At 45.5% G+C, this 25,383-nt stretch carries 23 protein-coding genes and 1 tRNA gene; 4 read left to right on the forward strand and 20 right to left on the reverse strand.

Annotated elements, in window-relative coordinates:
• Window positions 1-11: 11 nt before the first annotated feature.
• From csm5 to cas10, 5 genes are read right to left on the reverse strand one after another with little or no spacing between them, the layout of a single operon-like run.
• Window positions 12-1,154 (reverse strand): type III-A CRISPR-associated RAMP protein Csm5, encoded by a 1,143-nt coding sequence (gene csm5, locus SWOL_RS09070; RefSeq protein WP_011641146.1) that lies wholly within the window; start codon window positions 1,152-1,154, stop codon window positions 12-14.
• Window positions 1,151-2,098, reverse strand: a complete 948-nt coding sequence (gene csm4, locus SWOL_RS09075) for a type III-A CRISPR-associated RAMP protein Csm4 (RefSeq protein ID WP_011641147.1) — start codon at window positions 2,096-2,098, stop codon at window positions 1,151-1,153. Before csm4 ends, csm5 begins: the two co-directional genes overlap by 4 nt.
• Window positions 2,073-2,768: a type III-A CRISPR-associated RAMP protein Csm3 gene (gene csm3, locus SWOL_RS09080; protein WP_041427503.1), complete on the reverse strand. Its 696-nt coding sequence runs from the start codon at window positions 2,766-2,768 to the stop codon at window positions 2,073-2,075. Before csm3 ends, csm4 begins: the two co-directional genes overlap by 26 nt.
• A gap of 19 nt (window positions 2,769-2,787) precedes the next feature.
• Window positions 2,788-3,264 carry a type III-A CRISPR-associated protein Csm2 gene (gene csm2, locus SWOL_RS09085; RefSeq protein ID WP_011641149.1) on the reverse strand — a complete coding sequence of 159 codons (477 nt, stop codon included), beginning with the start codon at window positions 3,262-3,264 and terminating at the stop codon, window positions 2,788-2,790.
• Complete coding sequence (cas10, locus tag SWOL_RS09090) at window positions 3,257-5,683, reverse strand: type III-A CRISPR-associated protein Cas10/Csm1 (protein WP_011641150.1); 2,427 nt, start codon at window positions 5,681-5,683, stop codon at window positions 3,257-3,259. The genes csm2 and cas10 overlap by 8 nt, the downstream gene beginning before the upstream one ends.
• Before the next feature lie 252 nt (window positions 5,684-5,935).
• On the opposite strand from cas10, the gene SWOL_RS09095 reads away from it, so the two are divergent.
• On the forward strand, window positions 5,936-7,582 hold the full coding sequence (locus SWOL_RS09095; RefSeq protein WP_011639746.1) for a transposase: 1,647 nt from the start codon (window positions 5,936-5,938) through the stop codon (window positions 7,580-7,582).
• Window positions 7,583-7,918: 336 nt separating this feature from the next.
• Window positions 7,919-8,003, forward strand: a tRNA-Leu gene (locus SWOL_RS09100).
• Window positions 8,004-8,215: 212 nt separating this feature from the next.
• On the opposite strand, the gene SWOL_RS14930 is transcribed toward SWOL_RS09100, so the two are convergent.
• Both SWOL_RS14930 and SWOL_RS09110 read right to left on the reverse strand, forming a co-directional pair.
• Window positions 8,216-8,722, reverse strand: a complete 507-nt coding sequence (locus SWOL_RS14930) for a YetF domain-containing protein (protein ID WP_081424832.1) — start codon at window positions 8,720-8,722, stop codon at window positions 8,216-8,218.
• 318 nt (window positions 8,723-9,040) lie between these two features.
• Window positions 9,041-9,826: an MBL fold metallo-hydrolase gene (locus SWOL_RS09110; protein WP_242649320.1), complete on the reverse strand. Its 786-nt coding sequence runs from the start codon at window positions 9,824-9,826 to the stop codon at window positions 9,041-9,043.
• A gap of 85 nt (window positions 9,827-9,911) precedes the next feature.
• Here SWOL_RS09110 and SWOL_RS09115 point away from each other — a divergent pair, with 85 nt between their 5' ends.
• On the forward strand, window positions 9,912-11,954 hold the full coding sequence (locus SWOL_RS09115; protein WP_011641154.1) for a beta-propeller domain-containing protein: 2,043 nt from the start codon (window positions 9,912-9,914) through the stop codon (window positions 11,952-11,954).
• A gap of 321 nt (window positions 11,955-12,275) precedes the next feature.
• On the opposite strand, the gene SWOL_RS09120 is transcribed toward SWOL_RS09115, so the two are convergent.
• Window positions 12,276-13,037, reverse strand: coding sequence for a DUF3298 and DUF4163 domain-containing protein (locus SWOL_RS09120; RefSeq protein WP_011641155.1), 762 nt, complete (start codon window positions 13,035-13,037; stop codon window positions 12,276-12,278).
• Window positions 13,038-13,464: 427 nt separating this feature from the next.
• Between SWOL_RS09120 and SWOL_RS09130 the strand changes: the two genes are divergently transcribed.
• Entirely contained in the window at window positions 13,465-14,805 is a 1,341-nt protein-coding gene (locus SWOL_RS09130) for a hemolysin family protein (RefSeq protein ID WP_011641156.1), read from the forward strand.
• 3 nt (window positions 14,806-14,808) lie between these two features.
• On the opposite strand, the gene hisIE is transcribed toward SWOL_RS09130, so the two are convergent.
• From hisIE to purH, 12 genes are all read right to left on the reverse strand, one after another.
• Entirely contained in the window at window positions 14,809-15,459 is a 651-nt protein-coding gene (gene hisIE / locus SWOL_RS09135; RefSeq protein WP_011641157.1) for a bifunctional phosphoribosyl-AMP cyclohydrolase/phosphoribosyl-ATP diphosphatase HisIE, read from the reverse strand.
• On the reverse strand, window positions 15,456-16,214 hold the full coding sequence (gene hisF / locus SWOL_RS09140; protein WP_011641158.1) for an imidazole glycerol phosphate synthase subunit HisF: 759 nt from the start codon (window positions 16,212-16,214) through the stop codon (window positions 15,456-15,458). Before hisF ends, hisIE begins: the two co-directional genes overlap by 4 nt.
• Window positions 16,215-16,232: 18 nt before the next feature.
• On the reverse strand, window positions 16,233-16,967 hold the full coding sequence (hisA, locus tag SWOL_RS09145) for a 1-(5-phosphoribosyl)-5-[(5-phosphoribosylamino)methylideneamino]imidazole-4-carboxamide isomerase (RefSeq protein WP_011641159.1): 735 nt from the start codon (window positions 16,965-16,967) through the stop codon (window positions 16,233-16,235).
• 78 nt (window positions 16,968-17,045) lie between these two features.
• Window positions 17,046-17,639: an imidazoleglycerol-phosphate dehydratase HisB gene (hisB, locus tag SWOL_RS09150; protein ID WP_011641160.1), complete on the reverse strand. Its 594-nt coding sequence runs from the start codon at window positions 17,637-17,639 to the stop codon at window positions 17,046-17,048.
• A gap of 46 nt (window positions 17,640-17,685) precedes the next feature.
• On the reverse strand, window positions 17,686-18,984 hold the full coding sequence (hisD, locus tag SWOL_RS09155; RefSeq protein WP_011641161.1) for a histidinol dehydrogenase: 1,299 nt from the start codon (window positions 18,982-18,984) through the stop codon (window positions 17,686-17,688).
• Complete coding sequence (gene hisG, locus SWOL_RS09160) at window positions 18,984-19,637, reverse strand: ATP phosphoribosyltransferase (RefSeq protein WP_011641162.1); 654 nt, start codon at window positions 19,635-19,637, stop codon at window positions 18,984-18,986. Before hisG ends, hisD begins: the two co-directional genes overlap by 1 nt.
• On the reverse strand, window positions 19,630-20,793 hold the full coding sequence (gene hisZ, locus SWOL_RS09165) for an ATP phosphoribosyltransferase regulatory subunit (RefSeq protein WP_011641163.1): 1,164 nt from the start codon (window positions 20,791-20,793) through the stop codon (window positions 19,630-19,632). The genes hisG and hisZ overlap by 8 nt, the downstream gene beginning before the upstream one ends.
• A complete protein-coding gene (locus SWOL_RS09170; RefSeq protein WP_011641164.1) occupies window positions 20,783-21,094 on the reverse strand; it encodes a YerC/YecD family TrpR-related protein in 312 nt (103 codons plus the stop codon). The genes hisZ and SWOL_RS09170 overlap by 11 nt, the downstream gene beginning before the upstream one ends.
• Window positions 21,095-21,127: 33 nt before the next feature.
• On the reverse strand, window positions 21,128-21,790 hold the full coding sequence (locus tag SWOL_RS09175) for an HD domain-containing protein (protein ID WP_011641165.1): 663 nt from the start codon (window positions 21,788-21,790) through the stop codon (window positions 21,128-21,130).
• A 123-nt stretch (window positions 21,791-21,913) separates the two neighbouring features.
• On the reverse strand, window positions 21,914-22,441 hold the full coding sequence (locus SWOL_RS09180; RefSeq protein WP_011641166.1) for a tetratricopeptide repeat protein: 528 nt from the start codon (window positions 22,439-22,441) through the stop codon (window positions 21,914-21,916).
• A 3-nt stretch (window positions 22,442-22,444) separates the two neighbouring features.
• Entirely contained in the window at window positions 22,445-23,731 is a 1,287-nt protein-coding gene (purD, locus tag SWOL_RS09185) for a phosphoribosylamine--glycine ligase (RefSeq protein ID WP_011641167.1), read from the reverse strand.
• 128 nt (window positions 23,732-23,859) lie between these two features.
• Window positions 23,860-25,380 (reverse strand): bifunctional phosphoribosylaminoimidazolecarboxamide formyltransferase/IMP cyclohydrolase, encoded by a 1,521-nt coding sequence (gene purH, locus SWOL_RS09190; RefSeq protein ID WP_011641168.1) that lies wholly within the window; start codon window positions 25,378-25,380, stop codon window positions 23,860-23,862.
• Window positions 25,381-25,383: the final 3 nt, after the last annotated feature.

The raw sequence follows: 25,383 nt of genomic DNA on the forward strand, positions 1-25,383 counted from the left end.
GAGGACATATTTTACCTCGTTATAATAAGTTCGCATTTGCCCATATGATAGTACTCACCTGCATACATAGTTGTCTTTAATATATGGGGTGATACTTTATATTGAGAGGCATCTTTAGAATGCCCGTGCTTTGGTGAAAACTGCTTGGTCAATATCTTCGCGGCCAGTGAAACTGCATTTTCCCGCTGGGGGAACAGATTGTAGGTTAATGTTTTAGATACATAACCCACACCGCCTCCCAGGAAAATATCCACTCCCTCTTTAGCTGCCACCGAAGCATCCTCAGGAAGTTCCGCAAAATATTGCTCGAAATGAGCATAATGCTCATCAGCAAAATCATGTAAAGCCTCTTCGATAATCCCAGCATTCAAGCCAACCCGAGCCAGCATCGGAAGATCCAGGGTTAGCTGTAGATGGGCTTCACTGCCCGGTGTCAAACATTCGCGAAAAATTGGCAATAGGTTGACTGTTCCATCCGGTTTGCGGTCATATTTACCGGTCAAGGTCAAGTTTTCAAAGCTTAAGGCAGCACTGTCGCTGATGCGTATACCTTGCATCAAATCATTAATGGGGCTAGAGATTTCTTTTCCATCTTTAGGGTTACGAATATCCAATTGATAAAAGACTTTTTTCTCCACAGTACTGCTCTCCCGAGCAAGATATTTACGTGCTGGAACGGAACTGTCACTTCCCTCAATATTGCGTCTATCCCGTTCCCAATCCCCCCTTTTTAGCAGGTATGTCGCCAATGCAGTTCTTATTGCTCCTTTTAAACTGGAACCTGGAATATACGGATATCCTTTAGAATCTTTTATAAAAGTAAGGACTTCACGAAAATTTTCTATATGAGCCGCTTCTCCTGCCGCAATGCTGTAGCGTACAAATGACGGGTAATCGGCAGCGCTTATGCCGTTCTCTTCCAAAAATACCCGAATATCCTTTAAACGCGGGGTGCTTAAAAATTTTTCATACTCGGCCAGCAAAGAGCGCTCTTTTAAAAATGCCACCAGCCGTGGAAAATCAGGAAAATAAATTAGAGCATTTGGGGAATCAAATATATATTCTTTTTTCCCAAGCTGCTCACCTGAGCCGATAAATACTGGTGCCAGGGCGCGTAAAGTAAGGTTTAACCTTTCCAGATGAGCAAATTTCATATCGTCACCCCCACGAAAAGAGTATTGCCACAGCGCCATACAGGATGGGCACCGTTGTCGGACAAGTCAAGCATAGCGCCTTTGAATCTGCTGCGCAGGCAGGAACCGGAGGCCAGCATATATATGGTTTTTTTCTTCATTTGCCTGGCAGCATAGCTTTCCGAACGGATAAAGCCACCTCTTCTGAGCAATTTGTACCAGCCGTTAAGCAAAACTGTATCCAATTCATTATCAACTGGTAAAGCCGTACCCATCAGCATTTGATATTCCGCCTGCTTATCCTCAAGTAGCCTTAATAATTCATCCGGTACAGGGCCTGGTTTAACTTCAAATTTACCCCAACCAGATGATTGTTTGCCACCAATACCAGACAATCCTAGCTCAGCCAGTAGGCTCGCAAACATGGTTCGAGCTTCCTCCTGCTCGGAACGAACAATAATATAAAGGCCGCAGCCGTCAGCAAATCTCCAGGCAGCTACATGATAAGGCAGGGGCGGAGAATTACCTTTAATAGCTACCCGGGTAAGCGTTGTCAAATAGCCAAAATCAGACTCCGATTTCAAGCTCTCGAGATTGAAGTCAAGTTGCTGCATGCTTTTCAAGTAATCGCCAAAAAAAGAAAGCGGGATATAATCCTTGTTTTTTAGAGCCTTCGCCAAAGCTGAATCACCGGCCCGCTTCCGGTTTTCCGTAAATAAAACCGGCCGGGGAAGAAATATTTCATCCCCCGCATAAGGCAGGGCATCGGAAATGCTTAAGATTCCGTCAGCAAAATACTTTACGAGCTGGGTAATCCTACCGCCACGAACAGCTTCACAGCATAAAGCAGCAAAAAGTGTATCAGCATGAATGATCATCTGTCCATCATCTAATGAAGGCCCCCCCGCATCCTTTCCTATATGCAATGCGGTACTAAAATTAAGCCTGTAAAGAAAATGCTCCATAATCCTCCACTTCCTTTAATATTTTCAGGAGTAGATCCACATCCTCGGGGCATTCCCCTTCTTTTACAACAACTTCAAAATCCGTAAAGCCTACCTTGCCATAGCCACGGGAACCATGCCCGCCCAGATAGTCCATAGACAGCAGCTTTAACCCCCTGGCTATGTTAGTAAAATCGCTTTTAAGAGAATCTGTATCTTCCATATCATAGACCAGATTAATGGCAAATTCCGAACCCCTTACTACCCTTTCTATTTGCCGGGGATTGGCAATAGCCGTAAGACGGTTGATGGTGTTCTCAAACTTCACCTCGGTCATTCCGCTGCGATTTTTAAGAGTATCAGCATTCACCAGAAAAGCATCATAAAATTGCAAACGCGCGGCTTTGGGCCACTCTTGCTTACGGTTGTCTCCTGCCGTGCCAAAAAGACGTTTTATCTCCTCGGGGTCTTTGGCGGGTTCCTGAGTAATATAATGATTCTTAATAGCTTTGGCCAGCAAGGTACGCATTTTCCCCTTTAGACTGGAACCGGGCAGCATAGGCTCACCGGTAAAACTATCCCTTATAACCGGGCTATCCACTGCACCAATTGCCGAAAAAGCGGAAGAACCGCCAATATGCATACCGGTTAAAACTGTCATTTTGCATTTGATTAATATTTTTCCATACATCTCCATTCCCCCCCCTTAGCTAATCTCGGCCGCCATAAAAACGATGATATGCTACCAGTGCCTCCATATAGCGGGCAAATTTGATAAAGTTCTGACGGTTATCACCAATATTGTTCAGTAAATCCAGCAATTTGGCCTTATCTACAAACGGCTTAATTATCCAGGGTTCCCGCCCACATTCATAGACCAGCCTAACTTTGAGATACTCTATGCGGTTTTGTAAATCCGGGCTCAAGAATACATCGTTTTCAGCCCGGACATCGTTGTAAATTTCACTGACCTGGGCCAAAATATTTCTGATTTTACTGGTGGTAAAATTCTGATAATTCCGTCCCATTGATTTCTTTAACTCCTGAATAACTTGCTCGGCTTGCGCCGTATAGTTTATTCCCAATTGAAACTGTCCAACAGCAGGTTGGGATTGTGATGGCTTCTCAGTTTGCGCCTGGGTATCCTTGTAACCTGCCTTTCTGAATGCCTCCCTCATATTACTCATTTCTCCTTACCTCCTTTTCATCTCGATTATTATAGGTATAGATTATTATTGCTGTAATCAATTGCCGCCTGTCCTCTGGATTCAATGCCCATTGGTAAACATTTTGTGCAAAAATACTATAGCTTTTTTTTGTTTCATCCGCAGTATTTTTACCTGGCTCTCGGCGGGCCAATAAGTAGGCCAGGCGAGCAATATTAATGGAATCACTTTCCGCCTGCCGCAGCAAATCCAGGATGTTGTATAGGAAACTGTTGCCATAGTCTTCTGCTTTAGAGAAAATGCTCATAAGAATCGCATATTTTTCACCCAGGACCTTATTTTCAAAACTATCCCAATCATAGGTATGCTGGGCTTGCAGTTTTCCATCGATTACTTCCATTCCCAGGAGTGAAATGGAGTTTTTCGTACCACCCTGGTGCTGGTTATGTTTAGCGCTGTTTTCCAATTCGGCTGTTTCCGCTGCCATCCGGGCAATAGGGTAACCGGGTTCAAACAAGGCAAATCCTGCTGATATTGTAAGGGTATTGCCGGTATAACTGGAAAATGCTCTCCGGATATCAATAGCCGCACAAAGAACCTCGTTCCAGGCTCCTACCAAAAAAAGATCGTCCCCACCCGCATATACCACCACGATATTGCGCTGGCCCGCCGGGGCCAGCAGGTTGAATTCTCCGTTAGCAAGCAACTCATTGAGATAGTATTTAAAAAAAATGGATAAACTCCTCGATAAAGTAGCGGTTCGCGATAAGGTAATATAACGGTATTTATTTTCAGCAGCATTCTCTCTTACAAAACCGCTAACAAAAGCTGCACCCATGTTATCAACATCCGCCCTTAATACCCCAATTCTGCCGATACCCCTGGAGCTCTCAGCTAACTCAGCAAAAGTCTTTATATCTCCATCCTGATTGCTTAGCGCATAATCCCCCAACCACAGCTTGGTCGCCAGGGAGAATCCGGTGCGATATGTATTCTTGCTGTATATACGCAAAACCTTATCATTATCCTTTTTCAATATCTCCTTTACTTCTTCAACTTTCAAAGCGCTAAATTTTAAATCCTCACCCTGGGCTGAAAAAAGCGGCAGCGAAGTTCCCTTTATTTCTTCCCTCGATACAACAAAAACAGAATCCGGTTTTATCAGAATGGGTGAAATGTCAGTAAATGCAGCGCAGTTATGGCAGATCGTACCTTCCTGCCTTTCCTCCAGACCGCTGGATACGCCACATACCCTGCACTCCCGCCCCTCTCTATCCGTGTCGCTATGATTTAACTGTCGCAGATCCGCAGCAGAATAACGTTGTAGTTTGCGCATGGAAACCTGGGCTGCAAGGCTGCGAAATATATTGCTATAGTCTTCCGGATTATCAGTTTTGCTCATTAATTCATTGGCCGAGCATTCCTGTAAGCCGTAAGCAATAAATAGCCTGGCTCCAAACACTTCCATCAGCCTGTTATTGGTGTTTTTAACCGCTTCCCCAGCCTTTTGTATTGCTTCATAAGTATTGGGGAGTAAAATATACGCATGTCCGCCACCGGTATATAAAAGATTGCTACGGTAAAGCGAGCTAGCTGAGAGGATTTCATCAACCAGGTTTTCCAGTAAAAGCTCCAGGTAAAAAGAACGTGAACGCAAACCTTTTAGAGCACCCTTTGAAGATATGGTATAAATAAACTGCTGAACTCCAGAAATATCACAGGAAAACAGGCAGAAGGCTTTTTCCTTATAAAAGCTATGTCTATTCCGGAATAGCTCCAGATTATAATCATTTCTGTTATGAGCTATAAGATACAAAACGATACTGGAAGCCAGGGCCGCTATTATCTTGCTGTGATCAAACAGAGAGATATCCGAAACTTCTCTTTGGTAGGTTGAAGAAGGAATATAGGAAAGATATGCTTCTAAAAGCTCCAGCAGTGAATTTACATATTCACCCTGAAAATTGATACCGCGCAACCCTTCACTGATGCCAAAATAAATGTCGTTGTAGTCTGATTCGGGATTATATCCTGCTATATCCTGGGGATAATTGATTTTTTTACTTATCGCTGCTATTTTGTAAACCGCTTTAGCATTGGAGTTGTTCAACAGGTTATATATTGACTCCTGGTGCCTGTTTCTGTCAAACCCCCTGCTTCCCTCACCTTCGATTTCTCGGCGGTCAACCCCTGCGGCAATATTGTCGGCAATATAAACTACATACGCCAGGTTATTTCGCTCCAATCCTGCTCCCTCTATTTCCTGATGATGATGATAAGCAATGCAGTCCAGGATTCTGTTATCATCGGTATATTCCCTAATCCATTCCCTACCTGAGTGGCTGTGGGCACGACCATCAATTCTAGTACCCCGATGCAATACCTTGCCAACATCATGCAAAAGACCGCCAATGACTACATTTTTCACTTTATCATGCAAATTTTCACCCCCTGTTCTCATTGATACATTTAAACTATTTTGTTTGAATATTGTAAACTATACTGCTAAAATTTCATTAATGGATACAATGTCTATCTTTAAATAATTCTTACATAATTTACATATTGATGTCACTGCAAAAAGTCAAAAAAGTCGTATCAGCAAGCAGGAAAAACCTTACCGAATAGCGAAGTATTATAGAGAAAATAGAAGAAACACAACGATAAACCAGAAATTCGGAGGTTTTTCAAATTGTTTAAGCCAAATAATGATCATCTTCAAGGAAAAGTATTTAGCGATTTCCAGCGGTTCAACTCCGTTGTAGCTAAACGGCTTAAAAATTCCTGGTCAATGGTATTTTATGAACAGGTCTTCTGCCTTATTAGAGAAGAACTATTTGCTCCGCTCTATAGTTTGGAATGGGGAAGGCCCAACTTTCCTATCAATATACTAGTAGGCCTGGAGATTATTAAACACTTGTTTGATTACACTGACCAGGAACTGCTAGATCAGTACTATTTTAATTACCAGGTACAATATGCTCTGGGAATAGAAAATATCGGTGAAATATACTTGGGAGAACGGACCTTGTACAACTTTCGAGAGAGAGTGGTTCGTTATTCCAAAGAATATCCCGAAAAGGAGGCTCTGGCTTTTCAACAGTTTGAAATACTTACCCGGAATTTCCTTGGTTTAGTCGGGCTTAAAACTGATGAACTACGCATAGATTCCACTTTAATTAGTCCCAATATCAAGAAAGCCGGTCGTCTTTCCCTGGCTCATGATGTACTGGCACAAGCAGTAAGAGCCATACCCGTCGCTTATCGCAGCGAGAATCTAAACAAAGTACTGGAAGATTCCTTCAAGAACAAATTATTATACCAGACCAAGAATAGCCAGTTAGACAGTAGATTACAGGCTGTACTGGATTTAATGAGTGAAATATATGTCCTATCCCAAAACCATAAAACTATCGCTGATTTAGAAAAGGTGAAAATCCTGCTGCGCTTCCTCAATGAACAGGCTAATTGCGATGAAAACAGCGGGCGATTCAAAGCCAAAGCAAGCAAAGAAGTCAGTTCCGATTCACTACAATCAGCGTATGATACAGATGCTACTTACCGGGATAAGGCCGGGAAAAAAGAATCGGGTTATACAGCCACATTCACCGAAACCTGTAATAGCGAAAATGATGTTCAGATTATAGTTGATTACACAGTCGAACCCAATAACAAGAGCGATGTAGAAATATTTCAGGACCGTATGGATATTATCAAAGATAATACCAATGCCAGCGATATTTACGCTGATGGCGGTTACTACGGAGAGAATGTGATAAATAAAGCCAACTCCAAAGGTATAGAAATCCAGCTCCATTACACTGATATGACTGGCAAAACAGCCCCCGAAGGACAGCTACCAGCTCATCACTTTGTCTTTAACAAAGATATGGAAATGGTACAGTGTCCGGGAGGCCAAATTCCCAGCAGCAGCAAGTACAATAGCAAAACCAAGATAACTACTAGTCATTTTCCTAAAGAAGTCTGTAATAACTGTCCTCATCGGTGCAATTGTCCTCTAAAGGAACAGAAGAGAGATATGGTAGTAAGGATATCCAAGAAATCCATACTGGCATCTCAAGTACGGGAAACAGTAAACGATCCTCACATAAAACACGAAAACATCAGCAAACGCGCTGCGATTGAGGGAACAAATTCGGCCATCAAAGGATGCCAGGGTGCAAAAAGATTAAGAGTGCGCGGTAAAATCAAATGTACCTTACAAATAGGTTTTAAGGTAATTGGTCATAATTTCAAACAGATATTTAGGGCTTTAACCAAACAGATCAAAAAACCAAAGATAAAAACAAAGGGGTTATTGTGCCCAAATCCAAATTAAAAGGGTGAAAATGACAATTATGGTTCTTAGTATGGGTTAATTTGGTCCCAAAAAGCTCATTTTTCAAGTAAAATCTATTATCAATGTACTGAAAAATTTTACCATAAGGTTGAGCTTAAGGAAAACACGCCTATTTGGCAGTGACATCACATATCTATTTCTACAAAATCCAGCTATTCCCTGCATCATTTCTTAAATATTTCCTTTTTCCCTTCTAAACCGGATAGAATAATAATATGCACTAAAAAACGGGGGTTAATCGGTTATCGATATGCTCCAGAATGGCAGTTGAAATAATCCGCACAGGAAGGTATAATATTTCATGTACCAAAAATTGCGGATGTGGCGGAATTGGCAGACGCACCAGACTTAGGATCTGGCGGGTAACACCGTGGAGGTTCGAGTCCTCTCATCCGCACCATAGAAAAATAGGGAGGTTTGCGCCTCCCTTTCATTCTTTTATTCATCTATTGCCCTAGAGAATTTATTACTATTATAAAAAAATAGGTAGGTTTAAACCCCCTTTGCTTGTTTTCTTTTCCTAGCAAAATAGCTGCAGATGACAAGGGCGGTTTCTTCCGGAACCAGGCAGGGCAGAGCAGGTTGTTAGTTTAAGTTTAAAGGGTTATAATATCATTTTAGCACATTAAACTCTTCCAACTGGTCGTCTTTCACATCAATATATAGATTGCCATTCCCATCCATGGAGGCCAGCAGTACCTGGCCCATGTCTTCTATGTTTTGCTTTTTTAATTCCTCCCTTAGCCAGGTTTCGTCACGGTTTACCAGCTTGAGATGCTGGTATAGTATTCTGCCATCAATTATTAAATTTGCACATAGTCCCTGGCGGGTTGCGGAAAGATTCATGTCAGGTACTGTGACTGGTTGCTTTTCAGGTTTGAGCTGCACACTGATCTGTCCGCTGGTTTCTAAAATGGCAAAATTCAGGTCAGCAATGTTAAAAACTCCTTTTAACCTTAGCTCTTCGAGTAAATCGTTAACATGGTACTTCTCTTTCTTGAGGTTATCCTCAAGGATTTTCCCTTTTTCGACCAGGAGGGTAGGTACTCCATCTAACCTTCGTCTGGCGCGGATATTAGCCAGGGCTATTCTGGCAACTACAAGGGGAATGAGGCCCAGATTAAGAGGCTGATAATGCCATGTGGATAAGTAATTGTTTTATCAACTGATAAAGCAGCTGCTATAGATCCAATTGTTATTCCTACAATAAAATCAAAAAAGTTTAGCTGGGATATCAGTTTTTTCCCGATCATAACGGTAACCAGAAATAAAATGCCAACCGCAATTAAATTCCTAAATAAAATACAATATTATCAAGTACTATATTCAACCATATACCCCATTGCCTGGACTTATTTCCCTTAGTTTTACCTGATATCCTGGTATCTATCCTTAAGTAGATGCTTCAGATTTATCATTCCTGTATATTTCACCTCGTTATTTCCGACTGTATTGGCGCAGGTAGCCTTCAATATACTTTCTTACCGCCGCTGCTGGTGAATAAATACCAAAATGTCCTTCACAGAGTATATCCGCCTCGAGTTCAAGCAGCTTTTGCATGGAAATCCTCCACTCCTTTAAATCTGAGCCCCACTGCTGGTTGAAAGGCCCATGAATGTCCTGGCCGAAGAGCACCCTTTTCCCTGTGATATCTACATAGGGAGATATCCCGCCTGGAGTGTGTCCGGGAGTGTGGGGGCAAATCAGTTCCACTTGACCTAGTTTAAGCCTTTGCTCTTCCCCTTTAAGCACCTGTTCTACTTTCACCTTCTCATATGTAACCCCATACCAGGAAGCAGCCGTAAGCTGGGGCAAGCCCTCTTCAATAGCCGGCAGTTCCAGACTGTGTGCAATTACCTGGGCCTGCAGCTTCTCTTTTAGAAATGCCAGGCCACCAATGTGGTCAATATGCCCATGGGTGACAACAATATGCTTCAAACTGGACACATCTATTCCTGTGGCAATAATATTACTCCATATCATGGAAGCGCTTCTTCCCGCTCCAGCATCGATTAAAGCGGATTCTCCCCCTCCATCTATCAGGTATACGCAACAATCCTCCGCGCGGGAGAGACCGTCACCTCCTACCTGGTAAACCCCAGCAGTAATTTCCTTGACTTTGGCCATTTTATCCGCCACCCTTGCGTTTTTTCTATATTTTACCGCACTTTTGGAATTTACTCCAATAGCAGCGGGTGTAGTGGTAAGGGACCAGGCCATCATCCGCTTGAGGAAAAGGGTATTCCCTTGCTGTAAGAATTTCCGCCCCCCAGCGTAAATATGGTAAACAACAAGGAGGTATTAAATCATGCCCGTAGAAAGAAAGAAATCTTTCTGGCCCGGTATCATAATCAGCTTGACGCTGCTTCTTTTTGCCTCCAGCCTGGTGATGGCACTGGATAATATACCGGCTACATCGGCTAAAAAACCGGTTGAACCTTTGCCAGTGGTAGGAAGCATGGAGAACCTAAAAAAGCTCTTGGTGGAATATGAGAAGTCATCCTTGATTAATTCCGGCCAATTACTGCGCAAAGAATCCAAGATGGAAATGATGAACGATGCGGTGACTGTAGCTCCCCTGGCCCGGAATGAAATGGCTGCTGGCGGAGCTGTTAATTTAGCCCAGGAATCTGCTAAATCATTAGTAGGGGCCTCGGCTGATTATTCCTCCACCAATGTCCAGGTGCAGGGAGTGGATGAAGCCGACATAGTTAAAACTGACGGTAACTATATTTACCAGGTCAACCAGCAGGAAATAGTCGTAATAAAGGCGGTTCCGGCTGAACAGATGCAGGTGGTTAGCCGTATAAAGCTCGATAATGAGGGTTTCACCCCCCGCGAGCTTTTCCTGGACAGCAAACGCCTGGTCGTATTAGGAGACTCCCGTGCTGAAGTTTATGCCCGATCCATGCCAAAGGTAAAAACGGAAATTTATCCTCCCCCCGTATACCAGCAACCATCCACCATAGCATTAATATATGATATTGCTGACAAAAAGCAGATTAAAAAAACCCGCGAGCTGGAACTGGAAGGAAATTATCTTTCCTCGCGCAAGATCGCTTCCCATCTTTATCTGGTGAGCAACCATCACCTGGATTGGTATCGCATTCAGGAAAAGGAAGATAACATCCTGCCTTCCTATCGTGATACAGCCGTTAGCAGTGATTTTAAGCAAATCGATTGTGGGCAGATTAATTACTTCCCCGGGGAAATATATCCGGCTTACATTATTATTGCTGCTGTGGATATAGACCGTAATGAGCCGGCCCAACTAAAAACCTGCCTGGGCAACGGCGAAAACATATATGCCTCTATTAACAACCTCTATATTGCAGTAAGCCGCCAGGAGCCTGCTCGCCCTCTGCTTAAGGACAGTAACTTTCCCGCTCCCGCTGCCGAGATTGGGCCCAAAACCAGGATTTATCGTTTCGGATTGCAACAGGGAAAGGTTGAATATCAAGGCAAGGGTGAGGTTCCGGGCCGAATCCTCAACCAGTTTTCCATGGATGAGGAAAAGGCTTATTTCCGTATCGCCACCACCAGCGGAGAAATCTGGCGCAATGACGAGAATACCTCCAAGAATAACCTCTATGTACTGGATCAGGAGATGAATATTACCGGTAAACTGGAAGGTATCGCCCCTGGAGAGCAGATTTACTCCACCCGTTTCATGGGAGACCGGGCTTATATGGTTACTTTCAGAACCGTTGACCCCCTCTTTGTCATAGACCTGAAGGACCCAACCAAACCCACTATACTGGGCAAGCTGAAAATTCCCGGTTATAGTGATTACCTGCATCCTTATGATGAGAACCATATTATCGGCTTCGGCAAGGAAACGATTGAGCTCAAAGGCAGGAACAATGAGGCTCAAGCCTTTTACCAGGGCATGAAAATCGCCCTCTTCGATGTATCCGATGTCAATAACCCCCGGGAAATGTCCCATGAGATTATAGGCGACCGGGGAACCGACTCCGAACTGTTGCGCGACCATAAAGCCTTGCTCTTTTCCCGGGAAAAGAATTTACTGGCCTTCCCTGTCACCGTCATGACTTTGAGCGAAACAGATAAAAATCTGCCTAGAACGGATTTCCCGGCTTACGGTAAGTTTTCTTTCCAGGGAGCCTATGTTTACAAGATTGACCTGCAGCATGGCTTCCAATTGCAAGGCCGCATCAGCCATCTAAGCCCGGCTGATTACCAGCGGGCCGGTGACTATTGGTATGAAGACAGCAAGAACATACAGCGCATAATATATATAGGAAAGAATCTTTACACCCTGTCCCAGGACCTGGCAAAATCGCACCAAATCACAGATCTAAAAGAAGTGGGGAGCCTTTCCCTGCGCTAGACCGTGCGCGAGCATAGGTATATATAAATATTGTGTTTTAAACTCAATAGAATATCAACAACAAAGGGACTGGCGTTTTGGATATTGGCCAGTCCCTAATTCCTGAAGTGATGAAATAGACTCTCGTCTTGACAACGATCGTTCTATTTATTTTTTTAAAGCATCGGAAGAAACTGCGGAGCAGTTTAAAACACCGCTGCAACGAGGTGGGGGCTTAGAACCCACCACCTGTTTGGTTAATTGGAACCCGACCGCTTAAAGAAGCGAGGGATATATTTCACCTCGCTATAAGTTAACAACTGCGTTCGGAGTTTAAGGAGATTATTCAAGCCGTTTTTGCAATTCGGGATCTACCATGTCACCAAACTCGCTAAAGGGAATTTTAAATTCCGGTATCCCAGCGGCATAAGGAGCAATATCAGATAATTGGAAATAAATTGTTATACCACCCGGCTGCAGCGTAAAGGTTTGGTCGTCTTCAATGCCCTTAAAACCGCCCATTTCCGGTTCATAATAGTTCTCCGGATTTTTAGCTATCTCAGCCTGTATAGCTTTATCAATAAGATCTTCATAATTGCTATCCGGTTTAAAAATATCAGATAGTTCCAGCTCCGACCCATCTCTCAAATCAATATTACAGGGTATGCGATAAGTCATACCATGTGCTCCGCCCAAAAACTCGTACTTATCAAAATAAAGGCTTAGCAAACCATTATTGTTATATATCACTTTATAATCGCTGGCTAATGAATAAGGAATATCTGCAAACGGGTTATCTTTATCTTCTTCATCTAGTTCTTTAGCCATTTCTTCCCTTTCAGCCAACATTTCATCCCGGCGTTGTAGAAAAAGATTGCGAAAACGGTCATTTAAGCTTTGCTGCAGCTTTTCATCTTTCATTTCGCTAAGAACCGGAATTTTCAAACTTAATTCAAGATTATCCTTCTTGTCTTTAATCTCCTCAGTGCTAATTTTAATTGGCGAATCCTGTTTTGCTACAGGCAAATTACCACTACACCCCAGGCAACTCATCACCAAAGCCATTAATACCCCCAGAATAGTAATACTGCGAACTTTCCTCACCAATACAGCCTCTCCCCTCATTTTATACTCATTTCATTAATAATAACATTTTTTTCTTATTCGCAAAGGAATATTTTTGACTGCTTCCTTTTCTTCTTTATCCCAACCCAGAGGACAGAAACACAAGTGATAATAATTCACCTCGTTATAATACTTATTACGATGATAATATTATTTCATTACAACCCTGGAGGAATAAATTTACTGGATTTTGAATTATCTTTAGCCGTCATAAGTTTTTACATAATTAAGTTAATACTACATATGTTATTATACATTTACATGATACAGGCTTTTAGCTTTATTGCTTTTTTATGCTTATGGTTTTTCATAATCCCCCCAGGTTATGTACATATATATTACGGCCATGATGCAAGCTGAACTATGAGCGAATTTTAATCTAACTGTTGGCAAGGAGAATTTTTTAATGGAAAATCCGGCTGGCCTTAATATCCTCTTTAGTCTGGGCAAAATCCTTATTGCCCTTCTCCTGGTGCTGCTAAACGGGATTTTTGTAGCGGCTGAATTTGCCTTTGTCAAGGTTCGACCCACCCGCATCCGGCAACTGGTAGCGGAAGGTAATAAGAAAGCTGAGGGCGTACAGGAATGTATTGAAAAGTTGGATGCCTATCTTTCGGTAAGCCAACTGGGCATTACCCTATCCAGCCTGGGCCTGGGCTGGCTGGGCGAACCGGCTGTAGCCACTCTGCTCTCCCCTTTGCTGTTTCGCTGGGGTATAACCACCCCGGCCCTGGTTCATTCCATTTCTTTTCTGTTGGCCTTTTCCCTAATCACTTTTCTTCATGTAGTTTTCGGTGAGCTGGCCCCCAAAACCCTGGCCATTCAGAAGGCGGAAGCTATAAGCCTCTGGCTGGCAGGTCCCATGCGGGCTTTCTTTTATCTTTTTTATCCAGCGGTACATTTGTTAAACGGAACCGCCAATAAAGTAGTAAGGCTGCTGGGCTTGGAGCCGGAAGGGGAGATAGAGAGGATACACAGTGAAGAGGAATTGCGCATGCTCATTTCGGAAAGCTACCGGGGCGGTCAAATCAATAAGAGCGAACAGGAATTGTTGCAAAATGTTTTTCGTTTTGAAAACCGGATAGCAGAAGAAATCATGGTTCCTCGCCCAGAAGTGATTTTTTTGGACATCCAAGCCCCGCTGGAAGAGAACCTGGCTATAGCTCGCCAGTCCGGGCACACCAGGTTTCCCCTCTGTGACGGGAGCCCGGACCGGATAATCGGGCAGATAAATATTAAAGATATCATCTCCCGGGAGGAAGGAATAGAAGACCTGAACCAGATACGCCGGGATATTATCTTTATCCCTGAGGTTATGCCCCTGGAGCGTTTGCTGCCGGAATTCCAAAAACGGCACCAGCACATTGCCGTAGTTCTGGATGAATACGGAGGTACCGCCGGTATTGTAACCCTGGAAAATGTTCTGGAAGAGCTGGTGGGGGAAATCCAGGATGAGTTTGATCATGAGGAACCCGAAGTTATTGTCGAAGAATCCGGCAGGCTTCTGGTCAGCGGCCGTATGTTCATTGAAGATGCGATGGAGAGATTTGACCTGGCGATTGATAAAGAGGAAGAGGAGCAGTATAACACCCTGGCTGGCTATGTTCTGGGAAAACTGGGCCAGCGCCCCCAGGAGGGAGATGTGGTAAAACAGGAACATTTGCAGCTGGAAGTGGTAAAGATGGATGGGATGCGCATCGACCGCATCCGCATCCGTAAACTCCCGGCAAAGCCCCGCCAGGATTGAGCTTTAGCGACGGGATTTCAGTTCTGAAAAAACCTCTGAAAGGCTAACTCCCTGTTCCACCAGCAGAACCAGCAGGTGATAGAGCAAGTCGGATGTCTCGTAGACCAATTCAGCTTTATCCCGATTCTTGGCGGCGATAATCACTTCCGCGTTTTCTTCACCCACTTTTTTCAGAATTTTGTCCAGGCCTTTGTTAAAGAGATAGGCCGTATACGAGCCTTCTGGCATTTTTTCCCTGCGTTCCAGAATAATATCATATAATTCATAAAGTATTCCTGGCCCCCCGCCAGCGGCGCCGTAAACCGCTGACAGGTCAAATATGGGGCTTTCTACCTCTTTCCCGTCAAGGGTCCGGTAAAAACAGCTGTAGTGCCCGGTATGACAGGCTACCCCCGTTTGCGCCACCTTGATCAGCAGGCAGTCATTATCACAATCAAAAGATATTTCCTTTACCTCCTGCACATGCCCTGATTCTTCCCCCTTTTGCCATAGTTTCTGGCGACTGCGGGAATAAAACCAGGTTTTGCCGCTTTCCAGGGTACGAGCCAGGGATTCCTTATTCATATAGGCCAACATCAATACCTGACCGTTCTCAAAATCCTGAATTATGGCGGGAAGCAAACCCTTTTCATCGAATTTTAAATTATCTATCATAATCTTACTGCCACTCCTTTAGCCGCCAGGTATTCCTTGGCCTGCCGCACCGTATATTCACGAAAATGAAAAATTGAAGCACAGAGAACGGCATCAGCCTTGCCCTGAGTAATGGCTTCATAGAGATGTTCCAGCTTGCCGGCTCCGCCCGAGGCGATAACCGGTATCCCGACCTGCTCGCTTATAGCGGCGGTAAGCTCAATGTCATACCCGTCTTTGGTTCCATCCTTATCCATACTGGTTAAAAGTATTTCTCCAGCTCCCAGGCTTTCCACCTTACGGGCCCATTCCCGGGCATCCATGCCAGTGGCAACCTGTCCCCCATCAATATAAACCTCCCATGAATTCTCACTGATGCGCCGGGCATCGATAGCCACCACGATACACTGGCTGCCAAATTTAACTGCTCCTTCTTTAATTATCTGCGGATCCCTTATGGCCGCTGAATTCATAGAAACCTTATCCGCTCCTGCCTTTAATATATTGCTGATATCATCCAGGGTTCTTATCCCTCCACCGACAGCAAAGGGAATAGAAACCTCGCGGGCGGTTTGCCGCACTACCTCCACCATGGTTTGGCGCTCCTCGGAGGTGGCGCTGATATCCAGAAACACCAGTTCATCAGCCCCTTCTTTATCATAAAAAGCCGCAAATTCCACCGGATCGCCGGCATCCCGTAAATTAATAAAGTTTGTTCCTTTTACCACCCGGCCGCCATGTACATCCAGGCAGGGAATAATCCTTTTAGCCCGCATCAAATCACACCCCATATATTAAAATTTACTTTCCGCTTCCCTAAGAGCATCAACCAAACCTATCTTGCCGTCATAGAGGGCCTTGCCGATAATGGCCCCGCTCACCCCGTCATTCTCCAACTCTTTCAAGGCTCTTATATTGTCCAGACTACTTACCCCTCCGGAAGCAATAATATCCAATCCGGTGCTACTGGCCATCTCTTTTATGGCCGCCAGGTTGGGACCCTGCAAAAGCCCGTCTCGCGAGACATCTGTGTATATGGCCGTTTGTATCCCCAGAGCTTTCATCTGCAATCCAAAATCTATAGCGCTTACTGAAGAAGTGGAAACCCATCCTTCCACCGCCACCATGCCCTCCTTAGCATCCAGGCCCAGTACTATGCGCTCAGGGCCGAACTTATCCAGCAGGTTGGCGATGAAGTCCGGGTGGGAAACCGCTCGGGTTCCAATTATTACCCGGCTGGCACCCAAAGCCAGAAGCTTTTCCACATCGCTTAGCTGACGCAGGCCTCCGCCTACTTGAAAACTAATGTCAATCGCTGCAGCTATCGCTTCAATAGCTTTAAGGTTCTGGGGACTGCCCTGGAAAGCACCATCGAGATCAACAATGTGTAAGAATGAAGCGCCCTGCTCCTGAAAAGAACGGGCTACATTGGCGGGGGCATCAGAATAAACCGTTTTGTTTTCCACCCGGCCCTGAACCAGCCGTACACACTGGCCATCTTTTAAATCTATAGCGGGATAAATAATCATTTATTCCATCTCCCCCAATTCCTGCAATATTCTCAAACCCCGCCGTTTTCTTTTTCCTCTTCTATGAGCTCCCTGAGCTTAGAGAACCCTCTTGGAGGACCATATTCCTTCCATGCGTGGCTCTATTTCGATTGCATCCTTTAAGGCCCGGGCAAAAGCCTTAAAAACCGCTTCAATTATATGATGAGTGTTTGAACCCCGTAAGAGATCAATATGGATATTAATCCCAGCATTAGCGGCCACGGCCTGGAAAAACTCCCGCACATTTTCCGTAGCGAAATTGCCTATCATTTCCCGTTCCATCGGCACATTATAGACCAGGTAAGAGCGGCCTGAGAGATCAAGTACCACCCGGGCCAGGGATTCATCCATAGGGACAGTTGCTTCCCCGTAGCGGGTTATGCCCCTCTTATCGCCCAGGGCCATTTTCAAGGCCTGACCCAGACAGATAGCGATGTCTTCCACCGAATGGTGATCATCTACCTCCACATCTCCCCGGGCCGTGACCCTCAAGTTGCATAAGCTGTGAAATGAAAAAAGGGTAAGCATATGATTGAGAAACGGAATTTCCGTATCAATCTGGTGATTTCCGGTACCATCTAATTCGACCTGCAGTAATACCTCAGTTTCACTGGTTTTTCTCTGTACTTCTCCTATTCTGTTATTGTCCAATTTCACTCCTCCTCATAGAATTATTTTTCCTAAGTATCCTCTATTTCTATTTTTTCTTTTTTCCCTTTACTCTTATTCTTATGGAATTGGCATGGGCAGTAAGCCCTTCCACCTCAGCCAGCTTCATTATTCCCTCGGCATCTTCCTTTATTCCTTGCGGGGAATAATAAATGATGCTGGAACTCTTCATAAAGGTGTCTACGCTGACTGGGGAATAAAAACGAGCGGTTCCACCGGTGGGCAATATGTGGTTGGGGCCGGCAAAATAATCCCCCACCGGTTCCGGGGTATCTTTCCCCAGGAAAATAGCCCCGGCATTGCGAATCCGGCTCAAGTAATCAAAAGGATGCTCTACCATCAATTCCAGGTGTTCAGGGGCCACCAGGTTAGCCACTGCACAGGCCTGATCCATTTGGGGAACCAGTACCAAGGCCCCGTAATTCTCCAGGGCCTGCCGAATAATATCCTGGCGGGAAAGTTCCTGCACCTGCTTCTCGATTTCCTCCTGTACCCGCTCAATCAAGGTCTCACTGTCGGTCACCAGTATGCTGCGAGCCAGCACATCATGTTCCGCCTGGGACATCATATCCGCTGCCAGATAAGCCGGGTTGGCTTTCTTATCAGCAACTATCAGTATTTCACTGGGACCAGCCAGCATATCGATGTTCACATCACCATAAACCATTTTTTTAGCGATAGTAACATAGATATTGCCGGGGCCGCTTATCAAGTCCACTTTATTAATAGTCTCCGTACCATAGGCCAGAGCGAATACGGCCTGGGCGCCGCCCATCTTATATATCTCCTCGATTCCCAGTTCAGCTGCCGCTACCAAAGTATAGGGATTTATGGAACCGTCTTTAGCTGGTGGAGTCACCATGGCTATTTCGCTTACCCCGGCTACCTGGGCCGGAATGGCATTCATAAGTACTGACGAGGGGTAGGCCGCAGTTCCGCCGGGTACATATATACCCACCCTTTCCAAAGGCCGGTAAAGCTGTCCCAGTATATTGCCGCGCTCATCTGGTTCCATCCAGGAGTTCTTCAACTGCCTGCTATGAAAAGTAGCGATATTATCTATAGCCTGATCCAGAGCAAATATGTAATCATCATCAACTTCATCATAAGCCGCCTCAATCTCATCTTCAGAAACCAGGAAGTTGCTTTCATCGATTTTTGCTCCATCAAACTTTAAGGTAAAGGCAAATATAGCCTGGTTACCTTTCTCTTGCACCTGCCGGCCAATCTCTCCTACGCTATCTTCGTATTGTTTCATACTGGCATTACTGGCGGCTAAAAAACGCTTAAAATCCTCTGAAGCTCCGTCAAATTTCTTTATATTCATCAAGCACTGCCTCCTGTACTTAATTTTTGCATGTTTTCAATCAGGGGTTGAATCTGCTGGTGTTTGGTGCGGTAGCTCACCCGGTTGCATATCAGCCTGGTGGTAGAATCCATTATTTTAATAAGCTCCACCAGCCGGTTTTCTTTCAGGGTTCGCCCCGTAGAAACCAGGTCCACAATCATGTCGGCCAGCCCCATCAGGGGTGCCAGTTCTATATTGCCATGCAGTTTTATAATTTCCACCTGCAGTCCCTGGCTGCGGAAAAAATTTTCCGCAATTACCGGAAACTTGGTGGCAGCTCGCTTGTAGTTCAAATCTTTAAGCGTTATATTTTTAATGGCTTCCGGAACCGCTACCACAAAACGGCAGTATCCATATTGCAAGTCTACCATTTCAAAAACATCCCGAGCCTGTTCAACAATTACATCCTTGCCCACTATACCAAGGTCGGCCGCTCCCTGTTCGACATAGGTTGGCACATCGGTGGGACGACACATGATATACTTTACCCGTTCATTATCATAAGTAAATACCATGCTGCGGCTCTTATCATTAATTCCCTCACCAGGCAGCTTTAATTTCTTAAAAACTTCCAGGGTGGGCTCTAGTAGAGTTCCCTTGGACAGAGCAATGGTCAGGTAATCATCATACATAGATTAATCCTCCAGTTATACAGTTTTCCCTTCCTTCCAGCTTTCTTTCCAGCTCCTGCCGGCTCTTTCCTTCTACATCTATTTCTACGGCAAAGCCCTGCTTCCTAAGTTCTTCTGCCCGCGCTATTACCGCCGCGAAATCTTTTCCCCCTACCAGGTATCGAGGGGCTTTTTGCAAAGCCGGGTGCTTCAAAAGCAAAGCCAAACGGTCCATTCCCAGGGCAAATCCTGTGGCTGGACAGGGAAAGCCAAATTTGCCCAGCAAGTGGTCATAACGGCCGCCACCCAACAGGCCGTATCCCAGCTCCGGGGAATAACCTTCAAAAACAGTACCCGTATAATAATCCAGCCCGCGCAGAACTCCCATGTCCACTACTATATGATCAATCACCCCGCAAAGCTGCAAGGTTTCATATACTTCACGCAGTTCCTGTACTGCCGCCAGGGCCCGCTGGTTTTTTTCCACATAAGGCAAGCGTTTTAGAACTTCAATCCCCCCATGCAATACAGGGAGTATGGCAATAGTTTCTTTGAGTTCATCATCAATGTCCAGGGATTCCAGAACCCGGGATAATTCCACCAAATCTTTATTTTCCACCAGGCTCCTGATACAGTCTTTCTCTTCCCGGTTTAAACCGCTATCATCCAAAAGACTATTAAAAATGGCTATTTGATTGAGGCTTATTTTGAAATTATCCAAACCCATCTCTTGTAGCGCTTTGACCGCAATAGTAATCACCTCAGCATCAGCCCGTACTCCCTCAGCACCCAGCAATTCAATGCCGGCCTGCCAGAACTCACGGTATTGGGCCAGGTGAGGCTGGACATAGCGAAAAGAGTTGCTGAGATAATATAGTCTCTGCGGGAAAACCGCATCCCGCAGATGGGTAGCAGCCAAACGGGCAATCCCCGTGGTCATCTCCGGGCGCAGGGAGAGAATGCCTCCTTCCCTGTCCATAAAGAGGAAGAGCTCTTCCCTTATATTCCCTCCGGTTCCCATTTCCACTACTTCGAGATATTCAAAGGTGGGAGTCATAACCTCCTCATAAGCATAGCTGGCAAAAAGTGCCGCTGCCTTTTCTTCCATAAAACGGCGGACTTTTAGCTCGGGGGGTAAGAGGTCACGCAGGCCCCGCGAAATCTTTCTACTCTTCATTATTCTTCTCTCCGTTTAAATTATTTAATATCCTGCGGTAACCATCAGCACCATAATTAAGGCAGCGTTTTACCCGGCTAATAGTGGCTGTGCTGGCTCCGGTATCCGCAGCTATTTCATTGTATTTGATATTCCCGGCCAGCAGTCGTGCTACTTCCAGCCGTTGTGACATAGCCTTTATCTCACTAACGGTACAGAGGTCATCCAACAGACGATAAGCATCCTCTTCGTTCTGGAGGCATAATAGAGCCTGAACCAGGAAATCAGTATGCTGGTCTTTCCAGCCAGGAGAAAATGTCATAATCATACCTCCCTGCAAGAAGCAAAAAAAGCCTTACAATAGCCGGTTGTTGTTAATCAAGAGTTCGAATCGGCAGCCCAAATACTCGGCAGCTCGCCGGGACATAAGCATCTTGGTCAAAAATATCTCAAAATACTCCATTACTGAACATACTTCGTTATCAATATCAATTTCCATCCTTATAGTCTTTTCCTCCGGTGCAACCACCAGCCGGGAACCAGTAACTGCATAATTAACCCTATCGCGTGGAGTGAAAGTTGACATCTCGGTTTTTCGCACCCGGGAGCGGTGTACATCGGACTTATCAGCCAAAATCAGGGCCGCTGCTACATTATTGATACTCTTGCCCTGAGCCTGTTCTTCATGATTACCTATGGCTCCCATAATCGTCGCTATTTCCTCTGTATCCATTTCCAAGTCCAGCAAAAGATAAAACGCCATAATGGCCCCAGACATACCATGCCCATATCGATTAACCAGATTGCCGATGTCATGTAAAAAACCAGCAATAGCAGCCAGCTCGGCTTCTCGTGCAGGAAAGTGCAGTTTTCCCAAAATTTCTGAACAAAGCTGCGAAGTTTGCTCGGCATGGTGCAGGTCATGTTCTATGGCTCCAATATTACCAATATAGGCATTACCTATTTGCATATACTGTTCCACCATGGGACTGTTCTTTACCACTTCCAGTGTTACCATTTCCCCACCCCGTTTATGTATTAAATCTCGTATCTGCGAAGCTGATGTGCCCCCATTCCTTAATCAATGACATATCTGGGAGCTGATCTTTCCCCGTTCCTTAATTAATCATATGCTTATTCCTCATAGCTTTTTTTGCAATCGTTTCGCCTGCACGGCAGCCCTGGTATTATCCGGAATAGACTCTAATAGTTTCTTCGCTTTTTCCTTTTCACCTGCAGCAAGCAAATCCTGGGCTTCCTGCAGCATAGCGGCAGCCTGCTTTTCCTTCTCCACTATGGCAATCTTTTCTTTCATTTTATCAGGCTTGCCCAGCTTTTCCAACTTCTTGTATTCATCTATAGCTTTATCGAATTTTCCTTCTGCCACCAGAGATCCGCCCTCACTGATGATACGGCGGGTTTCTATCCGCTCCGGGAGCTGGGTCAATAAATAAACATAACCCCCGGCGATTCCCAATAGTGCCAGCAAAGCAACAATCCATAAGAATGAATAGCGGGGTCTTTTTCTCATTATGGCCAAAGCTACAATGAAGGGCATACCCAGCATGAAAGTTGTTTTCAAAAACTCCCGGGTAGGCATGAAATAGAGCATAGCGATTACAGCCGCTATTAACAGTATCCGGGATAAAACTCGTATTATCAGCTTCATTTCCTATACCTCATGTTGCATTGCTTTTATGCCAATATCCTGGCGGTAATGCATTCCATCAAATTCTATCTTTTTTACCTCTTGATAAACCTTATCCCGGGCCGCTCTCATGTCCTGCCCCCGGCAGACTACGGCCAAAACGCGGCCACCAGCAGTAACGAGATTTTCATCCTTTCGGCTGGTTCCGGCATGGAATACCAGGGTATCCGGCTCAAGCCTATCTAAACCCTTAATGATTTTCCCCTTTTCATAATCTCCGGGATAGCCTGCGGAGGCCAGAATAACCGCCACACAGCTGCCTTCTTCTATTTCCAGCTGTAATTCACCCAGCTTACCACTGGCGGCAGCCTCCAGCACCGGCAAAATATCACCTTTAATCATGGGCATCAACACCTGGGTTTCCGGGTCACCGAAACGGGCATTGAATTCCAGCACTTTTGGCCCCTCGGCAGTTATCATCAACCCGGCGTAGAGCACCCCCTGATAGGGGCATCCTTCTTCTGCCATGGCCTTAATGACCGGTTCTATTATATTTTTAATAACCTGCCTTTGCAGTTCCTGGTCAAAAACCGGAGGGTTGACATAGGCTCCCATACCTCCGGTATTGGGGCCCTGATCATTATCAAAGACTCTTTTATGATCCTGGGCGGCCAACAAGGAGATATAATCCTTACCATCGCAAATAGCAAAGAAACTAACTTCCTCACCCAGCAGGCACTCCTCCACCAACAGTCTTTCACCAGCCTGACCAAAGCTCTTGTCTTTCATCATGCTGTCAATTGCCTGGCTGGCCTCTTCCCAGTTGGCGGCTACAGTCACCCCTTTACCCGCTGCCAGTCCATCAGCTTTTATTACTACTGCTTTCCCCTGCTCAGTGTAAGTCCGGGCAGAAGCATAAGCCATATCCAATCTTTCACATACCGTATAATCAGCCGTGGGGATTCCATATTTTTTTAACAGGTTCTTGGCAAAAACCTTGCTTCCTTCCAACCTGGAGGCAGCAGTAGTAGGGCCAAATATTTTCAAGCCCGCTTCCCGGAAACGGTCTACTATACCCTCCATAAGCGGAGCTTCCGGCCCCACCACTGTAAGGTCTATACGCTGGCTCCGGGCAAATTCCAGCAGGCTTTCTATTTCATTTACTCCTATGGAAATGCACTCTGCTATAGCGGCTATGCCGGGATTACCCGGAGCCACATACAGTGCTTCTATTTCCGGGCTCTGGGCCAATTTCCAGGCCAGTGCATGTTCTCTTCCTCCCTGTCCAATAAGCAATAGCTTTTTCCCCATAGCTGCCTCCTTTTAGCACAAGTAGATGGTTCTTTCGTGCTCTTTAATACTGATATCAAAATTATTCTTGTATTAAATATACCGCTCGCTGTCTAGGCATGGGCAACAATTGGTTTTTTGCAGTGGCATCAATGTTTAAAATGCCTTATACCGGTAAAGACCATGGCAATACCGTGTTTATCGCATTCATCTATGCTCTCCTGATCTCTTACCGAGCCACCCGGTTGAATTATGGCGGTAATCCCATACTGGGCCGCCAATTCCACCGTATCTTTAAAGGGGAAGAAAGCATCGGAAGCCATCACAGCCCCCCGGGCCTTTTCTCCAGCGCTTTCCAGAGCAATACGGGCTGAACCCACCCGGTTCATTTGCCCGGCACCAACACCCAAAGTCATCCCATCCCGGGCTACGACAATCGCATTGGACTTTATATGTTTGACCACCTTGCGGGCAAAGGCCAGTTCCTTTAATTGCTCGACAGTAGGTTCTTTCTGGGTAACTACCTGCACTTTATCCATATCCAGCTTATCCCGGTCACTTTCCTGAACTACGAAACCACCGGCTACAGTTCTTATCTGCAACCCCCCGGCGACTTCCAGCGGAAGTTCCAATACCCGCAGGTTCTTCTTGGCCTGAAGGCTTTCCAAAGCCTCGGGGGTATAAGCTGGGGCGATGATAACTTCCATAAAAGGCTCAGCCGCTTTTTGGGCCGTAGCCCCGTCAACCGGGCGGTTCAGGGCAATAATGCCGCCAAAGGCGGACAACGGGTCAGCGGCAAAGGCCCGGTCGAACGCTTCCTCCAGGGTTGCGGCTACCGCCGTTCCACAGGGGTTGGTGTGTTTAATGATAACACAGGCCGGTTCATCAAATTCCCGTACCAGTTCCCAGGCTGCCTGGGTATCAATTATGTTATTATAGGAGAGTTCCTTGCCATTCAATTGCCGGGCATCAGGCAATCCCAACCCCGGGGTCATAAAGCGGTAAAAGGAAGCTTTCTGATGGGGGTTCTCACCATAGCGCAGGTCATAAACCTTTTCCCCGGCCAGAATCAGGTTCTGGTTTAAGTCGCTGTTGCTTACGCGAGAAAGGTAGGAAGAAATCATGGCATCGTAAGCCGCAGTATGGCTGAAAGCTTCCAAAGCCAGTTTCAAGCGGAATTCCGGGCTTATTCCTCCTGGTTTTTCCAGGGCCTCCAGCAGCGCTTGGTAGAATTCTGGTTTTACCACAACCGCAACATCCTGATAATTCTTGGCGGCAGCTCTTACCATGGCCGGTCCCCCGATATCAATGTTCTCTATGGCTTCTTCCAGGCTTACTCCGGGCCGGCTGATGGTTTCCCGGAAGGGATAGAGGTTTACTGCCACTATGTCAATCGGGCCGATATCATTCTCCTGCAATTGCTGGAGGTGTTCCGGTATCCGGCGGGCCAAAATTCCTCCATGGATTTTGGGATGCAGAGTCTTAACCCGGCCATCCAGGATTTCCGGAAAACCGGTTATATCTGCTACCTTCTTGACCTTAATCCCGGCTTCCTTGATAGTATTGTAGGTTCCACCCGTAGAAATAATTTCATAGCCCAGCTTCTCCAGTCCCCGGGCAAAATCCAGCAAACCTTCTTTATTGGATACACTAATCAATGCTCTCTTCATAAT

The sequence above is a fragment of the Syntrophomonas wolfei subsp. wolfei str. Goettingen G311 genome (assembly GCF_000014725.1).
Taxonomy (GTDB): Bacteria; Bacillota; Syntrophomonadia; order Syntrophomonadales; family Syntrophomonadaceae; genus Syntrophomonas; species Syntrophomonas wolfei.